General features: G+C 71.5%; 22 protein-coding genes. 16 read left to right on the forward strand and 6 right to left on the reverse strand.

All coding sequences use genetic code 11. From position 1 onward, the window contains the following. Positions 1-18 precede the first annotated feature (18 nt). Positions 19-2031, reverse strand: a complete 2013-nt coding sequence (locus ACIQ8J_RS02010) for a hypothetical protein (protein WP_403265164.1) — start codon at positions 2029-2031, stop codon at positions 19-21. Between the two features lie 334 nt (positions 2032-2365). Between ACIQ8J_RS02010 and ACIQ8J_RS02015 the strand changes: the two genes are divergently transcribed. From ACIQ8J_RS02015 to ACIQ8J_RS02045, 7 genes are all read left to right on the forward strand, one after another. Then, positions 2366-3886 carry a leucyl aminopeptidase gene (locus ACIQ8J_RS02015; protein ID WP_403263846.1) on the forward strand — a complete coding sequence of 507 codons (1521 nt, stop codon included), beginning with the start codon at positions 2366-2368 and terminating at the stop codon, positions 3884-3886. Positions 3887-4215: 329 nt separating this feature from the next. After that, positions 4216-5604: a dihydrolipoyl dehydrogenase gene (lpdA, locus tag ACIQ8J_RS02020; RefSeq protein WP_403263848.1), complete on the forward strand. Its 1389-nt coding sequence runs from the start codon at positions 4216-4218 to the stop codon at positions 5602-5604. Between the two features lie 91 nt (positions 5605-5695). Beyond that, positions 5696-7420 (forward strand): 2-oxoglutarate dehydrogenase, E2 component, dihydrolipoamide succinyltransferase, encoded by a 1725-nt coding sequence (sucB, locus tag ACIQ8J_RS02025; RefSeq protein ID WP_403263850.1) that lies wholly within the window; start codon positions 5696-5698, stop codon positions 7418-7420. Between the two features lie 149 nt (positions 7421-7569). Continuing rightward, on the forward strand, positions 7570-8196 hold the full coding sequence (locus ACIQ8J_RS02030) for a GntR family transcriptional regulator (RefSeq protein ID WP_403263852.1): 627 nt from the start codon (positions 7570-7572) through the stop codon (positions 8194-8196). 227 nt (positions 8197-8423) lie between these two features. Then, complete coding sequence (aceE, locus tag ACIQ8J_RS02035; protein WP_403263853.1) at positions 8424-11159, forward strand: pyruvate dehydrogenase (acetyl-transferring), homodimeric type; 2736 nt, start codon at positions 8424-8426, stop codon at positions 11157-11159. 99 nt (positions 11160-11258) lie between these two features. Further along, positions 11259-12026 carry a VOC family protein gene (locus ACIQ8J_RS02040; protein ID WP_403263855.1) on the forward strand — a complete coding sequence of 256 codons (768 nt, stop codon included), beginning with the start codon at positions 11259-11261 and terminating at the stop codon, positions 12024-12026. A 256-nt stretch (positions 12027-12282) separates the two neighbouring features. Then, positions 12283-13194 carry a winged helix-turn-helix domain-containing protein gene (locus tag ACIQ8J_RS02045; RefSeq protein WP_403263857.1) on the forward strand — a complete coding sequence of 304 codons (912 nt, stop codon included), beginning with the start codon at positions 12283-12285 and terminating at the stop codon, positions 13192-13194. 32 nt (positions 13195-13226) lie between these two features. Here ACIQ8J_RS02045 and ACIQ8J_RS02050 read toward each other — a convergent pair whose 3' ends face one another. After that, a complete protein-coding gene (locus ACIQ8J_RS02050) occupies positions 13227-13457 on the reverse strand; it encodes a hypothetical protein (RefSeq protein ID WP_403263858.1) in 231 nt (76 codons plus the stop codon). Positions 13458-13717: 260 nt separating this feature from the next. Between ACIQ8J_RS02050 and ACIQ8J_RS02055 the strand changes: the two genes are divergently transcribed. Together ACIQ8J_RS02055 and ACIQ8J_RS02060 are read left to right on the forward strand one after the other, a co-directional pair. Then, the gene (locus ACIQ8J_RS02055; protein WP_403263860.1) at positions 13718-14590 is read left to right on the forward strand and encodes a winged helix-turn-helix domain-containing protein; all 873 of its coding nucleotides are present in this window, start codon (positions 13718-13720) and stop codon (positions 14588-14590) included. Between the two features lie 98 nt (positions 14591-14688). Beyond that, positions 14689-15210 (forward strand): DUF4240 domain-containing protein, encoded by a 522-nt coding sequence (locus ACIQ8J_RS02060; RefSeq protein ID WP_403265167.1) that lies wholly within the window; start codon positions 14689-14691, stop codon positions 15208-15210. 45 nt (positions 15211-15255) lie between these two features. Here the strand turns inward: ACIQ8J_RS02060 and ACIQ8J_RS02065 are convergent, their stop codons facing one another. Beyond that, positions 15256-16059, reverse strand: coding sequence for an SDR family NAD(P)-dependent oxidoreductase (locus ACIQ8J_RS02065; RefSeq protein WP_403263862.1), 804 nt, complete (start codon positions 16057-16059; stop codon positions 15256-15258). A 155-nt stretch (positions 16060-16214) separates the two neighbouring features. On the opposite strand from ACIQ8J_RS02065, the gene ACIQ8J_RS02070 reads away from it, so the two are divergent. Then, on the forward strand, positions 16215-16847 hold the full coding sequence (locus ACIQ8J_RS02070) for a TetR/AcrR family transcriptional regulator (protein WP_403263863.1): 633 nt from the start codon (positions 16215-16217) through the stop codon (positions 16845-16847). Between the two features lie 19 nt (positions 16848-16866). On the opposite strand, the gene ACIQ8J_RS02075 is transcribed toward ACIQ8J_RS02070, so the two are convergent. Both ACIQ8J_RS02075 and ACIQ8J_RS02080 read right to left on the reverse strand, forming a co-directional pair. Next, positions 16867-18129, reverse strand: a complete 1263-nt coding sequence (locus tag ACIQ8J_RS02075) for an amidohydrolase (protein ID WP_403263865.1) — start codon at positions 18127-18129, stop codon at positions 16867-16869. A gap of 46 nt (positions 18130-18175) precedes the next feature. Continuing rightward, entirely contained in the window at positions 18176-18703 is a 528-nt protein-coding gene (locus ACIQ8J_RS02080) for a GNAT family N-acetyltransferase (protein ID WP_403263866.1), read from the reverse strand. A 36-nt stretch (positions 18704-18739) separates the two neighbouring features. Between ACIQ8J_RS02080 and ACIQ8J_RS02085 the strand changes: the two genes are divergently transcribed. Both ACIQ8J_RS02085 and ACIQ8J_RS02090 read left to right on the forward strand, forming a co-directional pair. Beyond that, on the forward strand, positions 18740-19639 hold the full coding sequence (locus ACIQ8J_RS02085; RefSeq protein WP_403263868.1) for a TIGR01777 family oxidoreductase: 900 nt from the start codon (positions 18740-18742) through the stop codon (positions 19637-19639). A 503-nt stretch (positions 19640-20142) separates the two neighbouring features. Further along, positions 20143-21459: an NAD(P)/FAD-dependent oxidoreductase gene (locus ACIQ8J_RS02090; protein WP_403263869.1), complete on the forward strand. Its 1317-nt coding sequence runs from the start codon at positions 20143-20145 to the stop codon at positions 21457-21459. A gap of 13 nt (positions 21460-21472) precedes the next feature. On the opposite strand, the gene ACIQ8J_RS02095 is transcribed toward ACIQ8J_RS02090, so the two are convergent. Next, positions 21473-22921 (reverse strand): regulator, encoded by a 1449-nt coding sequence (locus tag ACIQ8J_RS02095; protein ID WP_403263871.1) that lies wholly within the window; start codon positions 22919-22921, stop codon positions 21473-21475. Between the two features lie 230 nt (positions 22922-23151). Here ACIQ8J_RS02095 and lipB point away from each other — a divergent pair, with 230 nt between their 5' ends. The 4 genes from lipB (at position 23152) to ACIQ8J_RS02115 (ending at position 26246) form a co-directional block, all read left to right on the forward strand. Next, entirely contained in the window at positions 23152-23949 is a 798-nt protein-coding gene (lipB, locus tag ACIQ8J_RS02100; RefSeq protein WP_403263873.1) for a lipoyl(octanoyl) transferase LipB, read from the forward strand. 132 nt (positions 23950-24081) lie between these two features. Then, the gene (gene lipA, locus ACIQ8J_RS02105) at positions 24082-25035 is read left to right on the forward strand and encodes a lipoyl synthase (protein WP_399049968.1); all 954 of its coding nucleotides are present in this window, start codon (positions 24082-24084) and stop codon (positions 25033-25035) included. Positions 25036-25306: 271 nt separating this feature from the next. Beyond that, on the forward strand, positions 25307-25519 hold the full coding sequence (locus tag ACIQ8J_RS02110) for a hypothetical protein (protein ID WP_403263875.1): 213 nt from the start codon (positions 25307-25309) through the stop codon (positions 25517-25519). Positions 25520-25538: 19 nt separating this feature from the next. Then, positions 25539-26246, forward strand: a complete 708-nt coding sequence (locus tag ACIQ8J_RS02115; protein WP_403263877.1) for a DUF4191 domain-containing protein — start codon at positions 25539-25541, stop codon at positions 26244-26246. Positions 26247-26316: the final 70 nt, after the last annotated feature.

Raw genomic sequence — 26316 nt, forward strand, 5'->3', positions numbered from 1 at the left:
GAGCGATCAGACGGCTGGTCAGGCCGGCAGCTTCAGTGTGATCGCCGACTGGAACAGCTCGGGCGAGGACCAGTCGGAGCGTGCACCGGCGTACGCGGTGCCGAACACGGTGGTGCCGACGAACAGTTGCTTACGGGTGCCCTCCGGTGCCGTGATGGGTGCGGCCACGCCCCTGGGGCCCTGCACGGTGACAGTGTTCCCGATGCGGTAGGCCGTCACCGAACCGGCGGCCAGTGCCTTGTCCCAGGACGCACGGCGGCTGAACTCGGTTCCCGCGTCCTTCTCGCGCAGGTTGACGATCGGCGCGCTGGCGGCGTACAGGGCCTTGTAGTCGCCGAGCACCTTGTCCAGGACCGGGTAGAGGATGCGCTCCTCGGCGAGGTTCGACTGGTGCGCGTAGTGCGGCCGCGGGTCGTTCCACAGCACGTGCGACAGCGCGGTCTTCGCCTCCCTCGGCACGATGTACGACTGGTAGCCGGTCGCGGTGTTCAGCGGCGCGGGCATGCAGGTGGAGCTCGGGTTGTTCTCGCAGACGCCGCTGCCGCCGTTGGCCTTCGAGGTGTAGAGCCAGTTGTACTCGTCGGTCATCTCGGCGGCCTTGCCGACGTTGTAGTACACGTTCATCGGGTGCCTGGGCACGGTCATGGCGGCGCCGACCGCGCGCTGGTCCGGTTCGCGCGAGGAGTCGCTGCCGGTCCACTTGACCCCGTTGTCGGCGAGCGCGCCCGCCAGGTTCGGGTTGTCGACGGGCTGCTGCGGCAGGACCTTCAGGCCGGAGTGCTCACCGGTGACGAGCTCGCTCCGGTCGATCGGAAGGCCCTTCTGGACGGCCCACTTGTAGTTGTTGGAGATCTCGCCCGAGATGGCTGCGCGGGTCGTCCACTGGGTGGACCCGTCGGCGTTCTTCTTGCAGCTCCACGGGACGGTGGTGGTGTCCTGGATGCAGCCGAGGAAGAGGTGGGTGTACGTGTGGTTCACCCAGCGGAACTTGGCCTTGTCGGCGAGCAGTTGGGCGGCCATCGCGTCGGTGCCGCCGTGCTCGGACTTCCACTCCTCCCCCGCCCCCGCGTTGAAGACCATGTCCAGGGTGAAGCCGCTGTTCTGCTCCCACTGGGCGGCGTACTGGGCATCGGCCGCCGTCATCCGGATGTCCGTGTTCGCGGTGCCCCCCGTGGGGCAGTCGAAGTCGCCCGGGGTGCAGTGGTGGGCGGGGTCCCAGCGGGAGTCGGGCGCGAACATGTCGTCCACGTGCACCGAGAAGTAGTTGCGGCTCTGGCCGAGGTGCACGCCCTGGGTCAGCCATTCCACCATGCCCTTGGCCAGCACCTGGAACTGCTCCTGGTACTGGTTGTAGGCGAAGGTGACGACGAGCTCGTCGCGGCCGTCGTGGGCGTACTCGCCGAGCAGGCTGCCGCCGGTCGGCGCGTTGAGGTAGCTGGTGAAGCCGGCCCTGGGGTGGGCCGCGTAGCCGTAACTCTCGGGAATCGAGGGGTCGTTGTCCTCGAAGGTGACCGTCCCGTTGAGGTACCCGAAGGGCCCCGCCTTGCCGGCCGGGGTGACCTGCGTCTTCGCGCCGTCCAGAACGCCGGACCAGCCGCCGTTCTGGTCGGTGTAGTCGAGCCCGACCTCGGGGTGGGCCCAGGTGTACGCGTCGATCTGGCGGATCCCGAAGGTCTTCTCGTACGCGGCGAGCGCGGCCTGCTCTGGGGCGGCGGCGGAGCCGAACGGGATCTCGTTGGGCGTGACCACGCCCTGGAACTTGGCGCGCGGACGGCCGCCCACGGTGTCGCTGAGGAAGGCCGCGTTGACGGTCGGGCGGCCTGCGGCGCCCAACGCGACCGTCTGGTACGGCACTCCGGTGTTCTTGAGTTCGGCGACGATCGCCCCGACGGCGCTTCCGCCGTCGTCGAGGACCAGCACCTTCAGGTCGATCCGCGGCGGCACCGGGGCCGCCGCGTTCGCGGCCGGGATGGCCGTGGTGAGCAGTCCGGCGGCCATCAGCGCCGTGAGCGCAAGCCGGGTTCTGCCCATTTTCAAGGCCTTCGCCTTCATATGTCCCCCCTCATGAGAGCCCTCCACACGCCGAACGCGCATGGAGGACCTGTGGTGATGATGCAAAGCGGCACCGTGCCCCCTGTGCCCGAACGAGGCGAGTGTGACGGAGCTCTCACAGAGTGTGCGGGCCAAACGTGAAAGAGACACCACGGATGAGTGAATTGCGGCCACCGCTCTCGAACGTCATCACCGAGCGTAGGCTCGTGGTCGGTGCACGCCCCGCCCGAAATACGATGCACCGGGGCCCGGCCGACCCACCCGACGGTCGAACACTCCGCAAGGATTCTCAAGGAAGAGAGATCTCACCACCGTGACTGCTCTGACTCTCAGCACTGCCGGTGCGGCGACGCTGCGCGCCGACGCCCTCGTCGTCGGCGTCGCCAAGGCCGCCGGCCCCAAGGGCGGACTGGTCGTCGCACCCGGCGCCGAGGCCGTGGACAAGGCGTTCGGCGGGAAGCTCGCCGCTGTCCTGGAGACCCTCGGTGCCAGTGGTGCCGAGGGTGAGGTGACCAAGGCGGTGTCCCCCTCCGGCCTGAAGGCCCCGTTCGTCCTCGCGGTCGGCCTCGGCACCGCCCCCGCCGCCGACGGGGCGTACGCCTCCGAGGTGCTGCGCACCGCCGCGGGCAACGCCGCCCGCGCCCTGCACGGCATCAAGAAGGCCGCGTTCGCGCTGCCGATCGAGGCCGCCGAGGACATCGAGGCGATCGGCGAGGGCGCCCTCCTTGGCGCGTACGCCTTCACCGCCTACCAGGACCGCGGCCCCGACGCGAAGGGCCCGCTCGCCGAGGTGGCGCTGCTCGGCGCCAAGCCGCGCGACAAGGCCCACAAGGCCGCCGCGGAGCGCTCCCTCGCGCTGACCGAGGAGATCAACCGCGCCCGCGACCTGATCAACACCCCGCCGAACGACCTCACCCCCGAGGCCTTCGCCGCGGTGGTCTCGGCGGCCGGCAAGGAGCACGGCCTCAAGGTCCAGGTGTTCGACGAGAAGGCGCTGGAGAAGGGCGGCTTCGGCGGCATCCTCGGCGTCGGCATCGGCTCGGCCAACCTGCCCCGCCTGGTGAAGCTGTCGTACACGCACGCCAAGAACGCCAAGCACCTCGCGTTCGTCGGCAAGGGCATCACCTACGACTCGGGCGGCATCTCGCTCAAGCCGGCCGGCCACAACGAGACGATGAAGTGCGACATGAGCGGTGCCGCCGCCGTGTTCGCCGCCGTCGTCGCGGCCGCCCGTCTGGGCGTCGAGGTGAACGTCACCGGCTGGCTGGCGCTCGCCGAGAACATGCCGTCGGGCTCCGCCACCCGGCCGGGCGACGTGCTGCGCATGTACAGCGGCAAGACCGTCGAGGTCCTGAACACCGACGCCGAGGGCCGCCTGGTGCTGGCCGACGCGATCGCCAAGGCCTCCGAGGAGAAGCCGGACGCGATCGTGGACGTCGCGACGCTGACCGGCGCGATGGTGCTGGCCCTCGGCGACCACACCTTCGGGATCATGGCCAACGACGACGCCTTCCGCACCGCGATCCACGAGATCGCGGAGGAGGTCGGCGAGCAGTCCTGGCCGATGCCGCTCCCGGCCGACCTGCGCAAGACCATGGACTCGCCGACCGCGGACCTCGCCAACATGGGCGTGCGGATGGGCGGCGGCCTCATCGCCGGCCTGTTCCTGAAGGAGTTCGTGGGCGAGGGCATCACCTGGGCCCACCTCGACATCGCGGGCCCGGCCTTCAACGAGGGCGCCCCGCACGGCTACACCCCCAAGGGCGGCACCGGCTCCTCGGTGCGCACCCTGCTCAAGCTCGCGGAGCGCACCGCCGCGGGCGACCTCGGCTGACACCCGCACAGCCCACGCACAGGGCGGCCCCGGGCATACGTCCGGGGCCGCCCGTGTTCACGCTCCGTACCGTCCGGGCCCGACCGGATTTCGCTGTCGATGAAATCCGGACGTCGCGCGCGGCGGCAGCCCCACCCCCTGAGACCCGCCGAGCCGGACGGTCGGCCGTCTCAGACCCCGGCCCCGCGTCCCGCCTTCCGTCAACAAGTGCGAAGATGGGTTCTCGGCAGGACAGGGCCCCCACCACAGGGCCGAAGATAAGCGGCCGAATACCAGCCGCCGCCGGTCATCGACGACCGCGCCCGGCGCACATGCATGGAGGACGTGACGTGGCGAACGACGCCAGCACCGTTTTCGACCTAGTGATCCTCGGCGGTGGCAGCGGCGGCTACGCCGCGGCCCTGCGCGGAGCGCAGCTGGGCCTGGACGTCGCACTGATCGAGAAGAACAAGCTCGGCGGCACCTGCCTGCACAACGGCTGCATCCCCACGAAGGCCCTGCTGCACGCCGGCGAGATCGCCGACCAGGCGCGCGAGGCCGGCCAGTTCGGTGTCAAGGCCACCTTCGAGGGCATCGACATCAACGCCGTGCACGCGTACAAGGACGAGGTCATCTCGGGCCTGTACAAGGGCCTCCAGGGCCTGGTCGCCTCCCGCAAGGTGACCTACATCGAGGGCGAGGGACGGCTGTCCTCCGCGACCTCCGTGGACGTCAACGGCCAGCGCGTCCAGGGCCGCCACGTCCTCCTCGCGACCGGCTCCGTGCCGAAGTCGCTGCCGGGTCTGGAGATCGACGGCAACCGCATCATCTCCTCCGACCACGCGCTGACCCTGGACCGCGTCCCGCAGTCCGCGATCATCCTGGGCGGCGGCGTGATCGGCGTCGAGTTCGCCTCGGCGTGGAAGTCCTTCGGCAGCGACGTCACCGTCATCGAGGGCCTCAAGCACCTCGTCCCGGTCGAGGACGAGAACAGCTCCAAGATCCTTGAGCGCGCGTTCCGCAAGCGCGGCATCAAGTTCAACCTGGGCACCTTCTTCCAGAAGGCCGAGTACACCGCCAACGGTGTGAAGGTCACGCTGGCCGACGGCAAGGAGTTCGAGGCCGAGGTCCTGCTCGTCGCCATCGGCCGCGGCCCGGTCTCCCAGGGCCTCGGCTACGAGGAGCAGGGCGTCGCGATGGACCGCGGCTACGTCCTGGTCGACGAGTACATGCGCACCAACGTGCCCACCATCTCCGCCGTCGGCGACCTCGCCCCGACGCTCCAGCTCGCGCACGTCGGCTTCGCCGAGGGCATCCTGGTGGCGGAGCGTCTGGCCGGTCTCAAGACCGTCCCGATCGACTACGACGGCGTGCCCCGGGTGACGTACTGCCACCCCGAGGTCGCCTCCGTCGGCATCACCGAGGCCAAGGCCAAGGAGATCTACGGTGCGGACAAGGTCGTCGCTCTGAAGTACAACCTCGCGGGCAACGGCAAGAGCAAGATCCTGAAGACCGCGGGCGAGATCAAGCTCGTCCAGGTCAAGGACGGCGCCGTGGTCGGCGTCCACATGGTCGGTGACCGCATGGGCGAGCAGGTCGGCGAGGCCCAGCTGATCTACAACTGGGAGGCGCTGCCGGCCGAGGTCGCGCAGCTCATCCACGCGCACCCGACGCAGAACGAGGCGCTCGGCGAGGCCCACCTGGCGCTGGCCGGCAAGCCGCTGCACTCCCACGACTAGTAGCCCTCGGGCGCGACGACCACTTCCTTCCCCAAGCTCTCGAATTCGCTTGAGCAGGGGAGACCCCATTCCGTAAGGAGCAACCGAAACCATGTCGGTTTCCGTAACCCTTCCGGCGCTCGGCGAGAGCGTCACCGAGGGCACTGTCACCCGCTGGCTGAAGGCCGAGGGCGAGCGCGTCGAGGCCGACGAGCCGCTGCTCGAGGTGTCGACCGACAAGGTCGACACCGAGATCCCGGCCCCCGCCTCCGGCATCCTGGCCTCCATCAAGGTGGCCGAGGACGAGACCGTCGAGGTCGGCGCCGAGCTCGCCATCATCGACGACGGCACGGGCGCGCCCGTCGCCGCCCCGGCTCCGGCTGCCGCCGCCGAGCCCGTTGCCGCCCCGGCCCCCGTGGCCGAGGCCCCCGCCGCCGCTCCGGCCCCCGTGGCCGCCGCTCCGGCTGCCCCCGCCGCCGCTGCCTCGGGCACCGACGTCGTCCTCCCCGCGCTCGGCGAGAGCGTGACCGAGGGCACCGTCACCCGCTGGCTCAAGGAGGTCGGCGAGGAGGTGGCCGAGGACGAGCCGCTGCTGGAGGTCTCCACCGACAAGGTCGACACCGAGATCCCGGCGCCCGTCGCCGGTGTCCTGCTGCAGATCGTGGTCGGCGAGGACGAGACCGCCGAGGTCGGCGCCAAGCTGGCCGTCATCGGCGCCCCGGGCGCGGCTCCGGCCGCCGCCCCGGCTCCGGTCCCGGCCGCCGCTCCGGCCCCGGCCCCCGTCGCTGCTCCGGCCCCGGCCCCGGCCCCGGTCGCCGCCCCGGCTGCTCCGGTCGCCCCGGCGCCGGTCGCCGCTCCGGCACCCGTGGCCGCCCCGGCCCCGGTGACCCCGGCTCCGGCCCCGGTCGCCACCGCCGGTGACGACGGTGCGTACGTCACTCCGCTGGTCCGCAAGCTCGCCTCCGAGTCCGGTGTGGACCTGGGCGCGGTCAAGGGCACCGGCGTCGGCGGCCGCATCCGCAAGCAGGACGTCATCGCCGCCGCGGAGGCCGTCAAGGCTCCCGCGCCGGCCGCCGTCCCCGCCGCGAAGGCCGCCCCGTCCGCCGCGGCGTCCCCGCTGCGCGGCCAGACGGTCAAGATGACCCGCATGCGCAAGGTCATCGGCGACAACATGATGAAGGCCCTGCACTCGCAGGCCCAGCTGACCACGGTCGTCGAGGTCGACATCACCAAGCTGATGAAGCTGCGCGGCCAGGCGAAGGACTCCTTCGCCGCCCGTGAGGGCGTCAAGCTGTCCCCGATGCCGTTCTTCGTGAAGGCGGCGGCCCAGGCGCTGAAGGCCCACCCGGTCGTCAACGCCCGGATCAACGAGGACGAGGGCACCATCACGTACTTCGACTCGGAGAACATCGGCATCGCCGTGGACTCCGAGAAGGGTCTGATGACCCCGGTCATCAAGGGTGCGGGCGACCTGAACATCGCCGGCATCTCGAAGGCGACCGCGGAGCTGGCCGGCAAGGTCCGCGCCAACAAGATCACCCCGGACGAGCTGTCCGGCGCGACCTTCACGATCAGCAACACCGGTTCGCGCGGCGCGCTGTTCGACACGGTCATCGTGCCCCCGAACCAGGTCGCCATCCTGGGCATCGGCGCCACGGTCAAGCGTCCGGCGGTCATCGAGACCGCCGAGGGCACCGTCATCGGCGTCCGTGACATGACGTACCTGGCGCTCTCCTACGACCACCGTCTGGTGGACGGCGCCGACGCGGCCCGCTACCTGACGGCCGTCAAGGCGATCCTGGAGGCCGGCGAGTTCGAGGTCGAGCTCGGCCTGTGAAGTCCTGACGGGTCCTGACAGGTCCTGAGAGGCACGCGGAGACGGCTGTAAGACTCGTCTCACCAGCGGCCGCGCCCCCGCCCGGAGCTCTTCCGGGCGGGGGCGCGGCCGTATTGTTTGGAGGTCACCGCTCGCCTTGAGGAGCCCTCATGACCGTGCCCGTCGTCCACTCGCTGCGCGAACAGATCCGCGAGCACATCGTGGAGGGGATCGTCAGCGGGCGCTGGAAGCCCGGTGAGCGGATCGTGGAGCGGCGCATCGCGGTGGAGCTCCAGGTCAGCCAGACGCCCGTACGGGAAGCCCTGCGGGAGCTGGAGAGCCTGCGCCTCATCGAGTCGGCGCCCAACAAGGGCGTACGGGTGCGGAATCTCACCGCGGCCGACCTGGAGGAGAGCTACCCGGTGCGGGCCGGACTGGAGCAGATCGCGGCCGAGCTGGCGGCCGACCGGCTCGCCGAGGACTGCTCGGCCCTGGAGCCGCACGTGGCGGCGCTGTACGAGGCGGACCGGGTGGCCGACGGCACCGCGCAGGTGCGGCACACCGTGGGTTTTCACCGGGAGCTGGTGCGCGCGGCCGACAACAGTGTGCTGTTGCACACATGGGAAGGCCTCGGCATCGAGGTGTTCACCGCGCTGTCGATCCGGTGGCTCGGCACCGTGCAGAAGTCGTACGCCGAGGAGCACGAGGATCTGGTCGCGGCGTTCCGGCGGCGGGATCCGGCCATCGGTGCGCTGGTGAAGGCCCATGTGCTCGGATGTGCACCGCGTAGCGCCTGACCTGCGCTCCAGGGTGCCCGGCACCTTTCAAAGCAAGGCACCGCGTGCCCATTTTTGCGGCACCCTGTGCCGACTTTGTCGATCTGGAGAAGTTTTTCGCCCAACGCTTTGATCGATCATCGATCGTCGGCTTACAGTCGACGGCGGACTCACCAGTCCAACGGCCCCGTCCTGCCAGACAAAGGCCCCTATTTTCTCCACCCCCCTCCCATCCGGAAGGCGGCGTCATGACCGACCCCGTAGCCAAGTTTCCGAGCGAGCTGGACCAGCTCCCGGACCGTGACACCGAGGAGACCGCCGAATGGGCGGCCTCCCTCGATGCCGTCACCAAGGCCGCCGGCCCGCACCGCGCCGCCTACCTGATGCGCCGCACCCTCCAGCACGCCGAAGGCGCGGGCCTCGCCCTGCCGAAGCTCCTGGAGACGGACTACGTCAACACGATCCCCAGCTCCGCCGAACCCGTCATCGACGGCGACGAGGAGATGGAGCGGAAGATCACCGCGTGGAACCGCTGGAACGCGGCCGCCATGGTGACCCGGGGCTCGAAGTACGGCGTCGGCGGCCACATAGCGACCTTCGCGTCCGCGGCCTGGCTGTACGAGACCGGCTTCAACCACTTCTTCCGCGGCAAGGAGGGCGACGGCTCCGGTGACCAGCTCTACATCCAGGGTCACGCCTCGCCCGGCATCTACGCCCGCGCCTTCCTCGACGGCCGCCTGACCGAGGCGCACCTCGACAAGTTCCGCCAGGAGTCCGGCGGCGACGGACTGCCGTCCTACCCGCACCCGCGCCGCCTGCCCTGGCTGTGGGAGTTCCCGACCGTCTCCATGGGGCTCGGCCCGCTCTCCGCCATCTACCAGGCGCGCTTCAACCGGTACCTCACCAACCGGAACATCAAGGACGTCTCGAACTCCCACGTATGGGCGTTCCTCGGTGACGGCGAGATGGACGAGCCCGAGTCGACGGCGGCCCTCGCGCTCGCCGCCCGCGAGGGTCTCGACAACCTGACCTTCGTCATCAACTGCAACCTGCAGCGCCTCGACGGCCCGGTCCGCGCCAACTTCAAGATCGTCCAGGAGCTGGAGGCCCAGTTCCGCGGCGCCGGCTGGAACGTCGTGAAGTCGCTGTGGGGCGGCGCCTGGGACGAGCTCTTCCAGCTCGACACCACCGGCGCGCTCGTCCGCCGCCTGCGCGAGGTCCCGGACGCACAGGTGCAGACGTACCAGACGCGTGACGCGGCCTACATCCGCGAGGACTTCTTCGGCAAGGACCCGGCGCTCGCCGCGATGGCGAAGCTGCTGAGCGACGACAAGATCCTGGAGTGCTTCCACCTGTCGCGCGGTGGCCACGAGCCGCGCAAGGTGTACGCCGCCTACCGGGCCGCCCTGTCCCACAAGGGTGCGCCGACCGTGATCCTGGCGCAGACCGTCAAGGGCTTCACCCTCGGTGAGGGCTTCGCGTCCAAGAACGCGAACCACCAGATGAAGAAGCTGTCGACGGACGAGTTCAAGAACATGCGCGACCTTCTTGAACTCCCCATCTCCGACGCCCAGTTCATCGACGGTGTGGTCCCCTACGGCCACCCGGGCGCCGACTCCCCCGAGGTCCGCTACCTCCAGGAGCGCCGCGCGGCCCTCGGCGGCCCGGCCCCGGCCCGCCGCAGCCACGCGATCGCCCCGCTGCCGGCCCCGGCCGACAAGTCGTTCGCGGCCTTCGACAAGGGCTCCGGCAGCCAGTCCATGGCCACCACCATGGCGTTCGTCCGGCTGATGAAGGACCTGATCCGCGACAAGGTGACCGGCAAGCGCTGGGTCCCGATCGTCCCGGACGAGGCCCGCACCTTCGGCATGGAGTCGCTGTTCCCCTCGCTCGGCATCTACTCGCCCAAGGGCCAGACGTACGAGCCGGTCGACCGCGACCAGCTGATGTACTACCGCGAGGCCAAGGACGGCCAGATCCTCAACGAGGGCATCACCGAGGCCGGCTCGATGGCCGACTTCATCGCCGCCTCCAGCGCGTACGCCACGCACGGCGAGGCGATGATCCCCTTCTACATCTTCTACTCGATGTTCGGCTGGCAGCGCACGGCCGACCAGATGTGGCAGCTCGGCGACCAGCTCGGCCGCGGCTTCCTGGTGGGCGCCACCGCCGGTCGTACGACGCTGACCGGTGAGGGCCTCCAGCACGCGGACGGCCACTCGCCGATGATCGCGGCGACCAACCCGGCGGCCATGTCCTACGACCCGGCCTTCGCCTACGAGGTCGCGGCCATCGTCAAGGACGGTCTGCGCCGGATGTACGGCGAGGCGGCCCCGGGCGAGGACCAGAACGTCTTCTACTACCTGACGGTCTACAACGAGCCGATGCCGCAGCCGGCGAAGCCCGCGGGCATCGACGAGGGCATCGTCAAGGGCCTGTACCGCTTCAACACGGCGGAGACGGCGGGCCTCACGGTCCCCTCCCCCAAGCTCTCGGCTTCGCTCGAGCAGGGAGGTGCCCCCATCGCCCCGCGCATCCAGCTCCTGGGCTCCGGCACCGCGATCCACTGGACGCTCGAAGCGCAGAAGCTGCTCGCCGAGGAGTGGGGCGTGGCCGCCGACGTGTGGTCCGCGACCTCCTGGACCGAGCTGCGCCGCGACGCCCTCGAAGCCGATGCGGCCCTGCTGCGCGGCGAAGAGCGGACTCCCTTCATCCGCACGGCACTTGAGGGCGTGGACTCCCCCGTCCTCGCGGTCTCCGACTACATGCGCCAGGTCCCGGACCAGATCGCGCAGTGGGTCGAGCAGGACTACTCCTCGCTCGGCGCGGACGGCTTCGGCCTCTCCGACACCCGCGAGGCGGCCCGCCGCCACTTCGGCGTCGACGCCCGGTCGATCGTCGTCGCGGCGCTGGCCCAGCTCGCCAAGCGCGGCGAGGTCCCGGTCACGGCCGTGAAGGAGGCGCGCGAGCGCTACGGCCTGTAGGCCCTTCCGGTTCACGCACGCGTGCCCCGTCCCGATTGCCGGGGCGGGGCACGCGTGCGTGAATGTCGACCGGGGGCGCCACGACTCCGGGAGCACCGCATGAAGATCTACAACCGTCCGTCCGCGCCCGCCTGGGCCGACCTCTCGACCACCGACGTACCCGCCGCCAAGGCCTTCTACGGGGGCCTCTTCGGCTGGCAGGGCGCGGACGTGCCCATGAAGGAGGCCGGCGGCTACGGCATGTTCCTGCTCGGCGACCAGTACGTCGGCGGGTACGGGCCGTGCATGGCGCCGGAGCAGCCGGTGGCGTGGCTGGGGTACATCCAGGTGGAGTCCGCCGATGCGACGGCCGCGGCGGTGACGGGCAACGGCGGTTCGATCGTCGCCGGTCCCATGGACGTCTTCGAGTCCGGCCGGCTCGCCGTGCTCGCCGACCCCGAGGGCGCGGTCTTCGGCATCTGGCAGCCGAAGGAGCACCAGGGTTTCGGCGTCGTCGACCAGCCGAACAGCATGTGCTGGTTCGAGCTGCTGGTGCGCAACTCGGACCAGGCGAAGACGTTCTACCAGACGGTCTTCGGCTGGGACACGAACACCGAGCCGTACGGCAGCTCCGAGTACACCGAGTGGAAGCTCGAAGGGGAGAGCTTCGGCGGCATGATGCGGATGAACGACGACTTCCCGCCGGAGGTGCCGGCGCACTGGATGGTGTACGTCCAGGTCGAGAACTGCGACATCACGGCGGAGAAGGCGAAGGAGTTGGGCGGCGGTGTCCACGTACCCCCCACCACCATCCCCCCGGGCCGCTTCGCCATGCTGAGCGACCCGCAGGGCGGAATGTTCTCGGTGATCGCCCTGACGAACATGTAGCGGGCCCGTCCCTGAAACCCTCGGAAAAATCAGCCCCTCATGGGGGTCCCCCCTGGCCCTTAAGGCCTTGGGGGAGTTTGAGGAGCGGGGGTCCGGGGGCGGAGCCCCCGGCAACGGTCCGCAGCCGAACCTCGACGGAGCACCGGTAGCCCCCACCCCGGCCGGCGGCATACGCCAACTCCCCCGCCGCGCACGCGCATTGGCAGGTTCTGGCAGACAACTCGCCCTCATTGGCAGCCCGTTGTAGAGTTGAGGCGTGCCTGGAAACAGCGCTTCGACCGATGGACAGCGTCGTCCGCGGGATGTGGTCGCGGACGGCCTGCGTGCTCTCATCTCCGGTGGGGACCTGCGCGTGGGGGAGCGGATCCCGACCCAGGCGGAGCTCAGTCGACGGTTCGCGGTGCCGCGCGGCGCGGTCCGCGGCGCCGTCGAACTCCTGGAGCGGGAAGGCCTGATCAGACGGGCCCAGCAGGGCACCCCGCCGACGGTCGCCCACCCCGCCACCATGCCGACGCCCGCCACCCGGCGCTCCGTGCCCGAGCCGCGCCGCAACTCACCGCGGCCGGCCGGGCTCTTCCTCGGCGAGCGGGTGGCGCAGTGCTTCCGTCAGGACGAGGTGACCATCGACGCGTACTGCCTCAATGGCGAGACGCTGGCCTCCGCGCTCGCGGGGCCGCTGGTCGCCATACAGGCCGAGGGCTCGGGCCCGCGCCGGGTGGCCGTGCGCATCCTGCTGCCCGCCGCGGAGGACCCGCTGGCCCTCCCCCAGGTGATCGGCGACCCGGAGAACGCCCGGCCGCGCGAACGGCTGCGGATCACCAGCAACCACATCTACGGCTCGCTGCGCCACTCGCTGCGCATGCTCAAGGTGCGCGACCTGGTCCCGGACGTGACCGTCGAGGCCCGCAAGGTGTCGATCACCCCGACCCAGAAGGTCTACATCCTCAACGGCCGCGAAGTCCTGGCCGGCCACTACCAGGTGACGGAGCGGACGGTGGACCTCGACCGGAGTCCGATCGAGATCTACGACATGCTCGGCGTGGAGGGCATGCTCTTCCGGCACGCCGCGGTGGACGGCGACCAGGTGACCCGCACCTATGTCGAGCAGACCCAGCAGTGGTTCGACTCGCTGTGGAACACCATCGCCCGCCCCATGGACCCCAACTGAGCGGGCCCATGGACCCGGGCGGGTTCGGACGTTCAGGCGGCGATCAGCAGGAGCACCAGGAGCACGGCCGCCACGCACACCAGGTTCGTGCCCGGACCGGCCGGCACCGGCCGGGCCGGCTCCCGGCCCGCACCACCGCGGCTCTTCGCGAGGAGCACACCCAGCACCACCACCAGCAGCCCTGACGGGCCGAGCAGGGGCACCAGTACACCCGCGTTCGACAGCAGTTCGAGGACGATCTGCACTCGGGTCTCCAGTCCCATGGAACACCTCCTCCGGTTGTCGCCGCCGCGGACCGCACGTACTGACGATCGGCACCCTCATTGGCCGGCGATTCTGTTCCCCCTCCCCTACCCGCACTGAATGGCAGCCATCTATGGTCAACCGGCTGCATATCCAGCAACACATCTATGCCAATGGGCAGTTGAACGACCATCAGGGCCAACCAAAAGGGCAACCAGGTCAGTTGACCGGTTCTTGCAGCCATCTGTCGTGTCCTGACCGCGAGTTGTAGCCTCACCGGGTGACGACCCACACCTCAGGGGCCGACCGGGACGACGCCGGGGAGACCCCCCGCTACCGGTCGGTCGCCGACGCGCTGCGCCGGGACATCCAGAACGGGGTGCCGGCGCCCGGCGAGGCGCTGCCCAAGCAGGAGCAGCTCATGCGCCGGTTCCGCTGCGGACGCGGCACCGTGCAGAAGGCGCTCCAGCTGCTGCGCGAGGAGGGGCTCCTGGAGGCCGGGGTACCGGGCCGGGGCGCCCGGGTGGCCCGGCAGGCTGCCATCGGGCGGCCATTGGTCCACTACGTGTCCCGCGCGTTCGAGGCGCCCCATGTCTCGCTGGACGTCTGGTCGCTGCACACCGAGGAACTCTCCCGGGCCGTCCAGCAGCAGGCCGAGCTCATCCGGCTCGGCGACCGGGCCGCGCCGCGGTCGATCCGGGTACGGGTCCTGCTACCGGATCTGGACACCCACCACCCCTACCCGCGCCACGTCGAGGACCCGTCCGATCTGCGCCCGCTGCGGCGGCTGCGCCGGGTCATCCGGATGTACGCGGAGGCGCTGCACCACTCGCTCACCCAGCTGGCCGAGGAGGGCTCGGTCGGCTCGGTCTCCGTGGAGATCCGGGGCCTGCCGACGGTGCCCGGCGAGAAGCGCTACCTCATCAACGGCGCACAGATGCTGACCGGCTACTACTTCCTGCGCACCACCCGCATCCTGGTCGACGACGCCTCCATAGAGGTGCTCGAACTGCACAGCGACACGCTGTTCCCGGCGACCCTGGAGGGGAACGCGGCCCGGTCCCTTGAGCGGGCGGAGTTCCAGCAGGTCCAGGCCTGGTTCAACTCGCGCTGGGAGATGGTGGCGCAGCCGCTGCGGCTCCTCGACGAGTGACGGGCGGCAGCCCGCCGGAGTGGACGGGGAGCGGCAACCGGACGAAATACGCCGCTCCGCGTGCGCCGCCACCCCCTACCCACGATGCTGGTTCCGTGATGGACGAGACGGAGTTCTGGGAGATCGTGGACCGTACCCGCGAGGCCGCCGACGGCGACCCCGAGGAACAGGCCGATCTGCTCGTGGAGCGGCTGCTCCAGCTCGACCCCGACTCCGTGCTCGACTTCGCCCGCCACTTCGAGGCGCGCTACAACCGCGCCTACCACTGGGACCTGTGGGGCGCCGCGGCCGTGCTGCTCGACGGGGCGAGCGACGACGCCTTCGACTACTTCCGCTGCTGGCTCATCGGCCAGGGCCGCGAGGTCTTCGAGGGCGCGGTGCACGACCCCGACGCACTGGCCGATCTCCTGGGCGAGTTCGACGAGGAGATCGACGGCGACGGGGAGGAGCTCGGCTACGCGGCGGACGAGGCGTACGAGCAGCTCACCGGCGTCGTGGCGCCGGACCTCGGCATCCCGCCGCAGGCCGCGGAGCCGGAGGGCACCCCGCTGGACTTCGAGGACGAGTCCGCGCTGGCGGCCCGCTTCCCCCGCCTGTGGGAGCGCTTCGGGGCCGGGTGAGCGGCGGGTTGAGCGGCCGGGCCGGCGGCGGGCGCGCGCCGGGGCTCAGAAGTGCGTTCCGCCGTCGACGCGGATCTCGGTGCCGGTGATGAAGCGGCCGTCGTCGCTGGCCAGCATCGCGACCACCGACGCCACCGTCTCCGGACCCGCGAAGCCCTGGCCGATGGCCGGGGCCAGCTTCTTGAAGAGCGACATGTCGGCGTCCGCGGGCAGGCCGGGGCCGATGCTCGACCGGGAGGCGCCGCTGCCGTCGGTCATGCCGGAGGAGATCGAGCCGGGCTGCACGGCGGTGAAGCGGATGCCCTGCTTGGCGTACTCGGCGGCGAGCGCGTGCGTCATCGACTGGATGCCGCCCTTGCTGGCCGCGTACGCCGCCATGTACGGGTGGGCGAACGCCGCCGAGGTCGAGCTGAAGTTGACGACGGCCGCGCCGTCGCCTTCGAGCAGCGCCGGGATCGCCTCGCGGATCATCAGGAAGGTGCCGGTCAGATTGACCGCGACGATCTTGTTGAAGTCGGCCAGGCTCGTCTCGTGGGTGTGCGAGGAGCGCAGGATGCCGGCCGCGTTGACCAGCACGTCCAGGCCGCCGAGCGCGGAGACGGCGGCGCCGACGCCCGCGCGTACCGAGTCCTCGTCCGCTATGTCGACCACGAGGGTGGTGAGGCGGTCGGCGGCGGCCCCGGCCTGCTGCGCGGTGTCCTTCAGGCCCGCCTCGCTCACGTCCGCGGCGACGACCCGGCCGCCCTCGGCGAGCAGGCGCAGCACGGTGGCCTGCCCGATGCCCGAGCCGCCGCCGGTGATCAGTGCCCGGCGGCCTTCGTAGCGGTCGGGGACGGTGTTCGCGCTCATCGCGTTCCAGCTTTCCTTGATGCCGGGACGGATCCCGGGGTGCCCGAATGGGTGGCACAGGGGGCCACAGCGACAACCACCGTACGCCCAAGTGGCACGTTTTGCCATGCTGTCAGTCCGTGCAGGCATGGAGGTCGCGGGCGTACGCTTGCGAGGTGACCCAGCCCGCGACCCCGCCCTCTCTGACCGAGCGCCGCAAAGCGGCGACCCAGCTCGACATCGCCCGCGCCGCCGCCGCGCTCTTCGCCGAGCACGGGCCCGACGGCACCACCGCCGAGGCGATCGCCCGGCACGCCGGGGTCGCGCTGCGCACCTTCTACCGCTATTTCCGCTCCAAGCAGGACGCGGTGGGCCCGCTGCTCTCGGGCGGCGCCGAACGCTGGCGGGCGCTGCTCGAAGCCGCCGAACCGGGCGCGCTGCCCAAGACCCTGGAAACCGCCGTCACCCAGGCGCTCTCGGTGCCCGACGCGCACGCCGCCGAGCAGTTCAGGTGGACCCGGGGTTTGTTGCGCGCGGCGGAGCACGACCCGGCGCTGCGCGCGGTCTGGTACCGGGTGAACCAGGACTCCGAGGAGCGCCTGCTGCCGGTGCTCACCCGCCTGGCCGGGCCGGGCGCCGACCCCCTGGAGGTACGCCTCGCGGCGGCCGCGGCCACCGACGCGATCCGGGTCGCGCTGGAGGCGTGGGCCGGCACCGACGCGCCCGCCTCGGGTCCGGGCTCCCCCGCCGAACTCGCCGTGCGCTGTCTGCGCGAACTCACCGGCGGCATGCGCCTGTTGACCCGCTGACGCGGCCGGCCGTGCGCGCCTACGCGTCGAGCCAGGCCAGCGCCGCCGTGGTCAGGGCCGTGACCCCGGTGGTCAGGGTGGGTTCGATCAGCGGGGCGAAGAACGGCGAGTGGTTGGACGGGATGTCCCGGTCGTGGGTGCCCGCGGCGAACGCGGCGCCGAACTCCTCGGCGTCCACTCCCCCGAACAGCCAGTAGCAGACCGGGACTTGGGCCTCCGTCCCGAACAGGCCGACGTCCTCGCTGCCGGTCACCGGCCCCGGGTCGAGCACCTTGTCGGCACCGAGCACGGCCCCGACGGCGGCCATCGTCCGCGCCACCGCGTCCGCGTCGTTGACGAGTACCGGGAAGGAGTCGATCTCGGTGATGTCGGGCTCGCTGTCGGCCCCCGCGACGACCGCCTCGCCGCGCACGATCCGCTCGACGGCGCCGAGCACCTTGGCCCGCACATCGTCCTTGTACGTACGGATGTTGAGCTTCAGCTCGGCCTCGTCCGGGATGATGTTGTCCTTGGTCCCCGCGTTCAGCGCGCCGACGGTGACCACGGCCGTCTCACCTGCCGGGACCTCGCGCGAGACGACCGTCTGGAGCCGCAGCACGGTCGACGCGGCCATCACCACCGGGTCGACGGAGGCCTCGGGCCGCGAACCGTGCGCGCCCTTCCCGTACATGACGACCTTGAGCGCGTCGGTGGCGGCGAAGGCGGGGCCCGCGTGCGCGCCGACCATCCCGGCGGGGAAGGGGGCCACGTGCTGGCCGAGCACGACGTCCGGGGTGCCGAACCGCTCGTAGAGCCCGTCGTCGACCATGGCCCGCGCGCCCTGCCCGAGCTCCTCGGCCGGCTGGAACACGCCGAGGATCGTGCCGCTCCACAGCGAGCGGGCGTCGGCGAGCAGCTTGAGGGCGCCCAGGAGGCAGGTGACGTGCATGTCGTGCCCGCAGGCGTGCATGACCCCCTCGACGGTCGAGGCGTAGTCGAGCCCGGTCCGCTCGCGCACCGGCAGCGCGTCGAAGTCGGCACGCAGCAGCACGGTGGGTCCGGGCCCGTTGGCGAGGACGGCGACGACGCCGGTACGCCCGACCCCGCAGGTCACCTCGTACCCGAACTCCCTTGCCCTGCGGGCGACTTCGGCGGCCGTGCGGTGCTCGGCGAAGGAGAGCTCGGGGTGCGCGTGCAGATCGCGGTAGAGCCCGGCGAGATCGTCGCGGATGGCGTCGAGCCCCCGCAGGGCGGTCGTCGCGGCCTCCGCGGCCGCCTTGGCCTGTGCCGTGCAGTCGGGCACGCTGCCCACCTTTCGGGAGTGTCGGGGCAGTGTTCCTGACCAGCCGTCAGTCGGCGAGAAGCGACCGGCCCATCAGGACGTCGTCGACGTACGTGCCGTCCAGGAGGAACTCACCGGGCAGTACGCCCTCGACGGCGAAGCCCTCCGCTTCGTACAGCGCCCGCGCCGGGGCGTTGTGGCCGAGGACGCGCAGGGTGATGCGGGTCGCGCCCTGGCGGCGGCAGGCCTCGTACGCGCCGCGCAGCAGCGCCCGCCCGACGCCCCGGCCGCGCGCGGACTCGGCGACTTCGAGCCCCTGGATCTGCCGGACGTGCCGGTTGCAGGCGAGCGGAGTTGGCGGGACGAGCCGTATGAACCCGGCGACCGCTCCGTCCACCTCGGCCACGAGGAAGTCCGCGGGCAGGTGCCGGTCGTCGAAGAAGGGCTCGTACGGCGGCACCGGGCGCGGCGCGACGGCGTGCAGCGGGGACCAGACCTCGCGGGTGAGCACACCGAGCGCGTCGCCGTCGCCGGACAGGGCGGTCCGTATGAGAAGTGCGGGCGCGGTACTCGGCTGGGCGTACGACTCGGGCATGGGCTCACTGTGCCATGCGGGGCGCGGGGCGCAAGGATGGTTTTCATGAAGATCGCGGTGACGGGCTCGACAGGACTGATCGGTACGGAGCTGGTGCGCTCGCTGCGGGCGGACGGGCACGAGGTGGTACGTCTCGTACGGCGCCGGCCGGCCGCGCCGGACGAGATCGAATGGGATCCGGTACGCCAGTACGTGGACACGGCGGGTCTGGCCGGCTGCGAGGCGGTGGTGCATCTGGCCGGGGCCGGCGTGGCCGATCACCGCTGGACCCCGGCGTACAAGAAGGAGCTGCGGGACAGCAGGGTGCTGGGCACGGCCGCCATCGCCGAGGCGGTGGCCTCGCTCGGCACCCCGCCGCGGGTGCTGGTGTCGGGCTCGGCGATCGGCTACTACGGCGACACCGGTGACCGCGCGGTGGACGAATCGGCGCCGCCGGGCGACGGCTTCCTCGCCTCGCTGTGCGTGGAGTGGGAGCGGGCGGCGGCACCGGCGGCCGAGGCGGGCATCCGCACGGCGTTCGCGCGCACGGGTCTGGTGGTGGCCCGCCAGGGCGGGGCCTGGGCAAGACTGTTCCCGCTGTTCCGGGCGGGCCTGGGAGGCCGGCTCGGCAGCGGCGCCCAGTACTGGTCGTACATCGCCCTGCACGACGAGGTGGCCGCGCTGCGGTTCATGATCGACACGGAGTCGGTCTCGGGCCCGGTCAACCTCACCGCCCCCGAGCCGGTGACCAACCGCGAGGTGACGGCGGCGATGTCCCGGGCCCTGCACCGCCCGGCCCTCCTCCCCGTCCCGGCCCCCGCGATCCGGCTGGCCCTCGGCGAGTTCGCGCAGGACGTCCTGTCCAGCCAACGCGTTGTGCCCGGCCGGCTGCTTGCGGCGGGGTTCAGGTTTGCGTTCCCGGGGGTGGACGAGGCGATTGGGGCGGCGGCGGATTAGCGGGGTTTCCCACCCGCCCGCCCGCAACTGGGGGGGGCGGGAAAGGGTGGGCTCGGCCAAATCCAGCGCTGGCTCGCGAATCCAGCGCTGGGGGGCAATAATCCAGCCCCTCATGGGGGTCCCCCTGGCCCTTAAGGCCTTGGGGGAGTTTGAGGAGCGGGGTTCGGGGCGGAGCCCCGAGGGGGTCTGGGGCGCAGCCCCGGGGCTCAACTCTTCCAACCCCGCGTAACGGGCGGGTGGGCGGGAAACCCCCGGGGCCTGGGGCGCAGCCCCGGGAGGGCCGGGGGGCTCCCCGAGCCCCCGTACGGGTGGGCGGGTGGGAAAACCCCCTCCTCCGCCCACCCCCGGAGGGCCACCGTGCGCCCGCATGCCCCCGCACCCACCCCCACGCGCGAGGGCCCGCCCCGCGGAACATCCCTACTCTCTCCTCGAACTGCGGCATTCCGTGGGCCAGTTGGGGGCATGAGGCCTCCACCTACCGCGCCTACCTCGGGGAGGGCCACGTGCTCAGCACCGCACATCATGCGGACGTACTCATCGTGGGGGCCGGGCTCGCGGGCCTGTCAGCGGCTCATCAGCTGACCGGCGCGGGAGTCACGGTCAGCGTTCTGGAAGCCGCCCCGACCGTGGGCGGCCGCATGTCGACCGGCTCCGTCGACGGCTTCCGGCTCGACCGGATCGGGCAGTTGCTGTCGACCTCGTACCCGGAGCTGACCCGTACACCCGGTCTGGAGGATCTGCCGCTGCGCCCGTTCTCGCCCGGCGTCCTCGTGCACAGCGAGGGCCGGCGCTACCGGGCGGGCGTGACCGGGAGCGCAAGGGGCGCACTGGCCGCCGCACGCGCCCGAGCGAGCGCCCCCCGGGGCACGGCCACCCCGCTCGGCGGCACCCTGGACCAGGCCCGGCTCGGCAAGGCGCTCGCCCGGCTGGCCGCGACCTCCGTCGAGCGGATCACCGCCCGGCCCGAACTCCCCATCGGACGGGCCCTGTTGAGCCGTGGCCTGCCCGCCCGCACCCTGGACGGCTTCGTCCGCCCGCTGCTCTCCGCGCTGCTCTGCGACCCGGACCTGACCACGTCGAGCCGCTGCGCAGACCTCGCCCTGCGCGGCTTCGCACGCGGCCGGCTGTGCGTTCCGGCGGGCGGCGCGGCCACCCTGCCGGAGCTCCTCGCGAACGCGCTGCCGCCCGGCACGGTGCGTACCGGCGTGAAAGTCACGTCCGTCGCCACCACCTCGGTCACCACCGCCGACCACGGCGTGCTCGGCTGCCGCTCCCTGCTCCTGGCCACCGACGCCCCGGCCGCCGCCGAGCTCCTGCCCGGCCTGCGGGTCCCCGCCTTCCACCCGCTCACCGTGCTGCACCACACCGCCCCCGGGCCCCCGCTGGCCGACCCCGCGCTGCTCCTGGACGCGGACCGCAGCGGTCCTGTGGCGTACAGCTCGGTGATGAGCGAGGTCGACCCGAGCCGTGCGCCGCGCGGCCGGGCCCTGATCACCTCGACCGTGCTCGGCACCCCGCCCGACGACGTGGAACACGCCGTACGCCGCCAACTGGCGCGCCTGTACGCCACGTCCACCGCCGACTGGGAGCTGCTCGCCGTGCACCACACCCCGCAGGCCGTGCCCGCGATGACCGCCCCGCACGATCTGCGCCGCCCGGTCCGCCTCCTCGCGGGCCTGTACGTGTGCGGCGACCACCGCGACACCGGCACCGTCCAGGGCGCCCTGTACTCGGGCCGCCGCGCCGCTCGGGCGATCCTCGCCGACCTGGGCGTCCAGTCCTGGCGCGCGGCCCCGGAGGTGATCCGCAAGGCGGCCTGAGCAGCGCGGCACATCAGCCCAACGCGGCCACCTTGTCCCGGTAGTTGCGCACCGCGGCCGCGTCCCGGTACGGCTCCAGGCGGCGCTCGAAGTCGCGTACGTACTCCACCGCGCGGGCCGACCGCATCTCGCTTGCCTGCTGGGCGGCCTCCGCGCCCAGCGCGCAGGCCTGGTCGAGTTCGCCGAGGCCGAGGCGGGCCGTGGCGAGCACGATCCGGCAGAACAGCCGGGAGCGGGCGTATCCGGGGGCGCGCAGTTGCAGCGAGCGCTCGGCGTGCTGGGCGGACGCGCGGTACTGCTGGAGGTCGCGGTGGGCATGGCCGAATTCGTCGGCCAGTTGCGCCTCGTCGAAGAAGCGGGCCCAGTGCGGCACGTCGTCGCCGGGCCGCGCGCTCTCCAGCGCCCGTTCGGCACGTACGAGCGAGGCGGTGCACGCCCGCACCTCGCCGAGCACCCCGTGCCCGCGCGCCTCCACCGCGTTGAGCAGCGACTGCACGACGGGCGGCGCCGCGGCCCCCACGCCCTGCTGGGCGACCCGGGCCAGCTGGACCGCCTCCCGCCCGTGCCCGAGGTAGACGGCCTGCCGGCTCATCGTGACCAGCACGTAGGAGCCGTAGGCCCGGTCGCCCGCCGCCTGGGACAGCCGCAGCGCCTGCACGAAGTACCGCTGCGCGAGCCCGTGGGCCGCGATGTCGTACGAGGTCCAGCCGGCCAGTCTGGTGAGGTCCGCGGCGGCCGCGAAGAGCCTGCGCCCCACGTTCTCGCCGTAGGTGCCGCGCAGCATCGGCTCGGCCTCGTGTTCCAGATAGCGGACCAGCGCCTGCCGGGCGTGCCCGCCGCCGTAGGCGTGGTCCAGGGTGCGGAACAGTTCGGCCACCGAGCGGAGCGCCGCGATGTCTCCGCTGGTCACGCGCTGGCCGGGACCGCGGTCGGTGGTCCGCTGGCGGGGTACGGACGGGCGGCCCTGGGCCGGGATGCGCGTCACGTTGCCCTGCGGGGTGGGGTCGCCGCGCCCCACCCGGTCGTCGGGCCGCCCGATCAGCCAGTCCCGGCTGGGGACGACCAGGCCCGCCGGGGTGAACGCGATCTTGCGCAGTTCGGCATGGCTGCCGGAGTCCTTGCGCCACAGGCCGCTCACGATGTCGACGGCCTCCTCCGGGGTCGCCGCGAACTCCAGCCCCGCGTACACCGGCGCACAGGCGTCGAGCCCGAGGTCCTGTGCGGAGAGCCGGCGTCCGAGCCGCCGGGTGAAGACCTCGGCGATCAGCGCGGGCGTGGTGCCGCGCGGCTGCTGGCCGCGCAGCCACCGGGTCACCGACGTCTTGTCGTAGCGCAGGTCCAGGCCGTGCTCAAGACCGAGCTGGTCAACGCGGCGGGCGAGCCCGGCATTGGAGAACCCGGCTTCTGCGATGAGTGCGGCGAGCTGGCGGTTGGGGGTGCGCTGCGAGGGTCGTTCCGTCATCAGCTCTGCGTTCTCCTGCCTTCCGGGCCGAGGTTGCAGCCCTCATGGAACGGCGAGAATTTAGCGGTCAATACAGCCGGTGCCGCCACCTTCGCCCCGCATTCATCCGATCGTGTGGTGACGTGCCGTTTCTGCCGGCTCCGGGGGCGTGCCGGGGCCGTCGAACAGGGTCGTACAGTGAGGGAGGGCGCGCACCGATTGCATCCGAGAAGACCGACAGGGGAGCTGGCGTGAACGAGCTGCGATTTGTCCGGCTGGGATTCGGCGAGGCCGCGGTCGACTACCAGGAGGCCTGGGACGAGCAGCGCCGGGTGCACGCGGCCCGGTTCGCCGACGAGGTCGCGGACACCTGCCTGCTGGTCGAGCACCCCCCGGTCTACACCGCGGGCCGGCGCACCGAGGACAGCGAGCGCCCCCTGGACGGCACCCCGGTCATCGACGTCGACCGCGGCGGCAAGATCACCTGGCACGGCCCCGGCCAGCTCGTCGGCTACCCGATCCAGAAGCTGCCCCGCCCGGTGGACGTGGTCGCGCACGTACGCCGTCTCGAAGAGGCCCTGATCCGCACCGCCGCCGACTTCGGCCTGGCGACCACCCGGGTCGAGGGCCGCAGCGGCGTGTGGGTGCTCGGCGACCCGGTGGAGCGGCGCCCGAAGCTCGGCGGCCTCTCCCTGGACTTCGACCCGCGGCTGACCGACGAGGAGTTCGACGCCCGCCTCAACGGCCCGGAGTACGCGCCCTCCAACGCCGGCCAGCGCCGCGAGGACCGCAAGCTGGCGGCGATCGGCATCCGCGTCGCCAAGGGCGTCACGATGCACGGCTTCTCGTTCAACGTGAACCCGGACAACACCTGGTTCGACCGGATCGTGCCGTGCGGGATCCGCGACGCGGGTGTGACGTCGCTCTCGTACGAACTGGGCCGCGAGGTGACCATCGAGGAGGTGCTGCCGGTGGCCGAGAAGCACCTGCGCGACGTCCTGGAGAGCGCGGTGCTCGCGCCGAGGGAGATCGAGCGGGCCTCGGCCTGAGCGGAGCCGCGAGGTCGCGGGAATGCTCTGCGCCCTCCTCCGGTTGCCCCTGGCGGGAGCCGCACCTCACCCCAGTAATTAACGGGCGTACCCTGGTGTTCGCCGAAGAATCGAAGTCATAGGGAGCCGGACGTGTCCGCAGTCGCACCCGACGGACGCAAGATGCTGCGCCTGGAGGTCCGGAACAGCCAGACCCCCATCGAGCGCAAGCCCGAGTGGATCAAGACCCGGGCGAAGATGGGTCCCGAGTACAACCAGCTGCAGAAGCTCGTGAAGAGCGAGGGGCTGCACACGGTCTGCCAGGAGGCGGGCTGCCCCAACATCTTCGAGTGCTGGGAGGACCGCGAGGCGACCTTCCTCATCGGCGGCGACCAGTGCACCCGGCGCTGCGACTTCTGCCAGATCGACACGGGCAAGCCCGAGGCGCTGGACCGTGACGAGCCCCGCCGCGTCGGCGAGTCGGTCGTCACGATGGACCTGAACTACGCGACCATCACCGGCGTCGCCCGCGACGACCTGGCGGACGGCGGTGCCTGGCTGTACGCGGAGACCGTGCGCCAGATCCACGCGCAGACCTCGCAGCGGGCCGAGGGCCGCACCAAGGTCGAGCTGCTGGCCCCCGACTTCAACGCGGTCCCCGAGCAGCTGGAAGAGGTCTTCTCCTCCCGCCCCGAGGTCTTCGCGCACAACGTCGAGACCGTGCCGCGGATCTTCAAGCGGATCCGCCCCGGCTTCCGTTACGAGCGCTCCCTCGACGTGATCACCAAGGCCCGCGACTACGGCCTGATCACCAAGTCGAACCTGATCCTCGGCATGGGCGAGACCCGCGAGGAGATCAGCGAGGCGCTCCAGCACCTGCACGACGCGGGCTGCGAGCTCATCACGATCACCCAGTACCTGCGCCCGTCCGTGCGCCACCACCCCGTCGAGCGCTGGGTGAAGCCGCAGGAGTTCGTGGAGCTGAAGGAGGAGGCCGACGAGATCGGCTTCTCCGGCGTGATGTCCGGGCCGCTGGTCCGCTCCTCCTACCGCGCGGGCCGGCTGTACCAGCAGGCGATGGAGGCCCGGAGCGCCGCCACCGCGTGAGGCGGACGGGTCCGGGCACTGCGTGAACCCGCTCACAAGCAGCTACTGATCAGTAATGGCCGATTCGACGCGGCCCGTACCTCCCCCGCAGGTCGGGGGGTGCGTACGGGCCGCGTCAACGTTTTCCCGGTCCGTATCAAGGTTTCATTGGCGTTTGACCACTCGGACACGCCCTGGTAACACCAATCAGTGACGCTGGCTTTACGCACCGCGCATGCCCCCACACCCAACGCCCGTTCCCGACTTCCCGTCCCAAGGGGGGACCACGACGATGCAGGTCGCAACGACACCGCAGACCGTGCGAGCCAACACTCTTCCGTCCGTCACCGGCGCCCTGCGCGCCATGGAGTCGCTGATCATGCGCTCCGGCCAGCGCACCGCCCGCCGCAACGCCTGGACCGCGGTCCTGGAGGACCGCCGCCGGGCCAGGGACCGGGTCGAGGCGCAGCACGTACTGGAGGCCGTGGCCACCCGCCCCTCCTAGGCCACGTAAACTTCCTGGTATGGCGAGGAAGGCAACCGCAGAGAGCGCTGCGAACGATGCGAATCCGGGGCGACTGAAGCAGATCGCCCTGACCTACAAGATGACCCGCAAGGCCGACACCAAGATCGGACTTGTCATCGCGGGCGTGGGAATCGTCACCTTCGGTGTCTTCCTCGCGATCGGTTTCTTGCTCGGGCACCCGATCTACCTGGGCATTCTGGGCCTCCTGGTGGCCCTGCTCGCGATGGCGATCGTCTTCGGACGGCGTGCGGAGCGGGCCGCCTTCGGGCAGATGGAGGGGCAGCCGGGTGCGGCGGCCGCGGTGCTCCAGAACATCGGACGGGGCTGGACCACCACCCCGGCCGTGGCGATGAACCGCAGCCAGGACGTCGTCCACCGCGCCGTCGGCCGGGCCGGCGTCGTGCTGGTGGCCGAGGGCAACCCGAACCGGGTGAAGTCCCTGCTGGCCGCCGAGAAGAAGAAGATGGCCCGCATCGTGGTGGACGTCCCCGTCCATGACGTGATCGTCGGCGACGGCGAGGGCCAGGTGCCGCTGAAGAAGGTACGCACCACCCTCCTGAAGCTGCCCCGCGTGCTGTCGGGACCGCAGGTGACCGCGGCCAACGACCGGCTGCGCGCCATGGGCGACCTGATGAGCAACATGCCGCTGCCGAAGGGTCCGATGCCCAAGGGCATGCGGATGCCGCGCGGCGGAAAGATGCGCTGACCCTCCTGCTCGTCCGCATACGAAGGCGGCCCGGACCACATCGGTCCGGGCCGCCTTCTGACATTCCCTC

This window comes from Streptomyces sp. NPDC094147 (assembly GCF_044764265.1).
Lineage (GTDB): Bacteria > Actinomycetota > Actinomycetes > Streptomycetales > Streptomycetaceae > Streptomyces.

Excerpts from the sequence above, each read along its gene's own strand:
- ACIQ8J_RS02060 (WP_403265167.1), top strand. The coding sequence starts at position 14,689 with ATGGACGAGACGGAGTTCTGGGAGATCGTGGACCGTACCCGCGAGGCC.
- ACIQ8J_RS02095 (WP_403263871.1), bottom strand. The coding sequence starts at position 22,921 with ATGACGGAACGACCCTCGCAGCGCACCCCCAACCGCCAGCTCGCCGCA.
- ACIQ8J_RS02040 (WP_403263855.1), top strand. The coding sequence starts at position 11,259 with ATGAAGATCTACAACCGTCCGTCCGCGCCCGCCTGGGCCGACCTCTCG.
- ACIQ8J_RS02010 (WP_403265164.1), bottom strand. The coding sequence starts at position 2,031 with ATGGGCAGAACCCGGCTTGCGCTCACGGCGCTGATGGCCGCCGGACTG.
- ACIQ8J_RS02115 (WP_403263877.1), top strand. The coding sequence starts at position 25,539 with ATGGCGAGGAAGGCAACCGCAGAGAGCGCTGCGAACGATGCGAATCCG.
- aceE (WP_403263853.1), top strand. The coding sequence starts at position 8,424 with ATGACCGACCCCGTAGCCAAGTTTCCGAGCGAGCTGGACCAGCTCCCG.
- ACIQ8J_RS02030 (WP_403263852.1), top strand. The coding sequence starts at position 7,570 with ATGACCGTGCCCGTCGTCCACTCGCTGCGCGAACAGATCCGCGAGCAC.
- ACIQ8J_RS02085 (WP_403263868.1), top strand. The coding sequence starts at position 18,740 with ATGGTTTTCATGAAGATCGCGGTGACGGGCTCGACAGGACTGATCGGT.
- ACIQ8J_RS02050 (WP_403263858.1), bottom strand. The coding sequence starts at position 13,457 with ATGGGACTGGAGACCCGAGTGCAGATCGTCCTCGAACTGCTGTCGAAC.
- ACIQ8J_RS02065 (WP_403263862.1), bottom strand. The coding sequence starts at position 16,059 with ATGAGCGCGAACACCGTCCCCGACCGCTACGAAGGCCGCCGGGCACTG.
- ACIQ8J_RS02080 (WP_403263866.1), bottom strand. The coding sequence starts at position 18,703 with ATGCCCGAGTCGTACGCCCAGCCGAGTACCGCGCCCGCACTTCTCATA.
- sucB (WP_403263850.1), top strand. The coding sequence starts at position 5,696 with ATGTCGGTTTCCGTAACCCTTCCGGCGCTCGGCGAGAGCGTCACCGAG.
- ACIQ8J_RS02110 (WP_403263875.1), top strand. The coding sequence starts at position 25,307 with ATGCAGGTCGCAACGACACCGCAGACCGTGCGAGCCAACACTCTTCCG.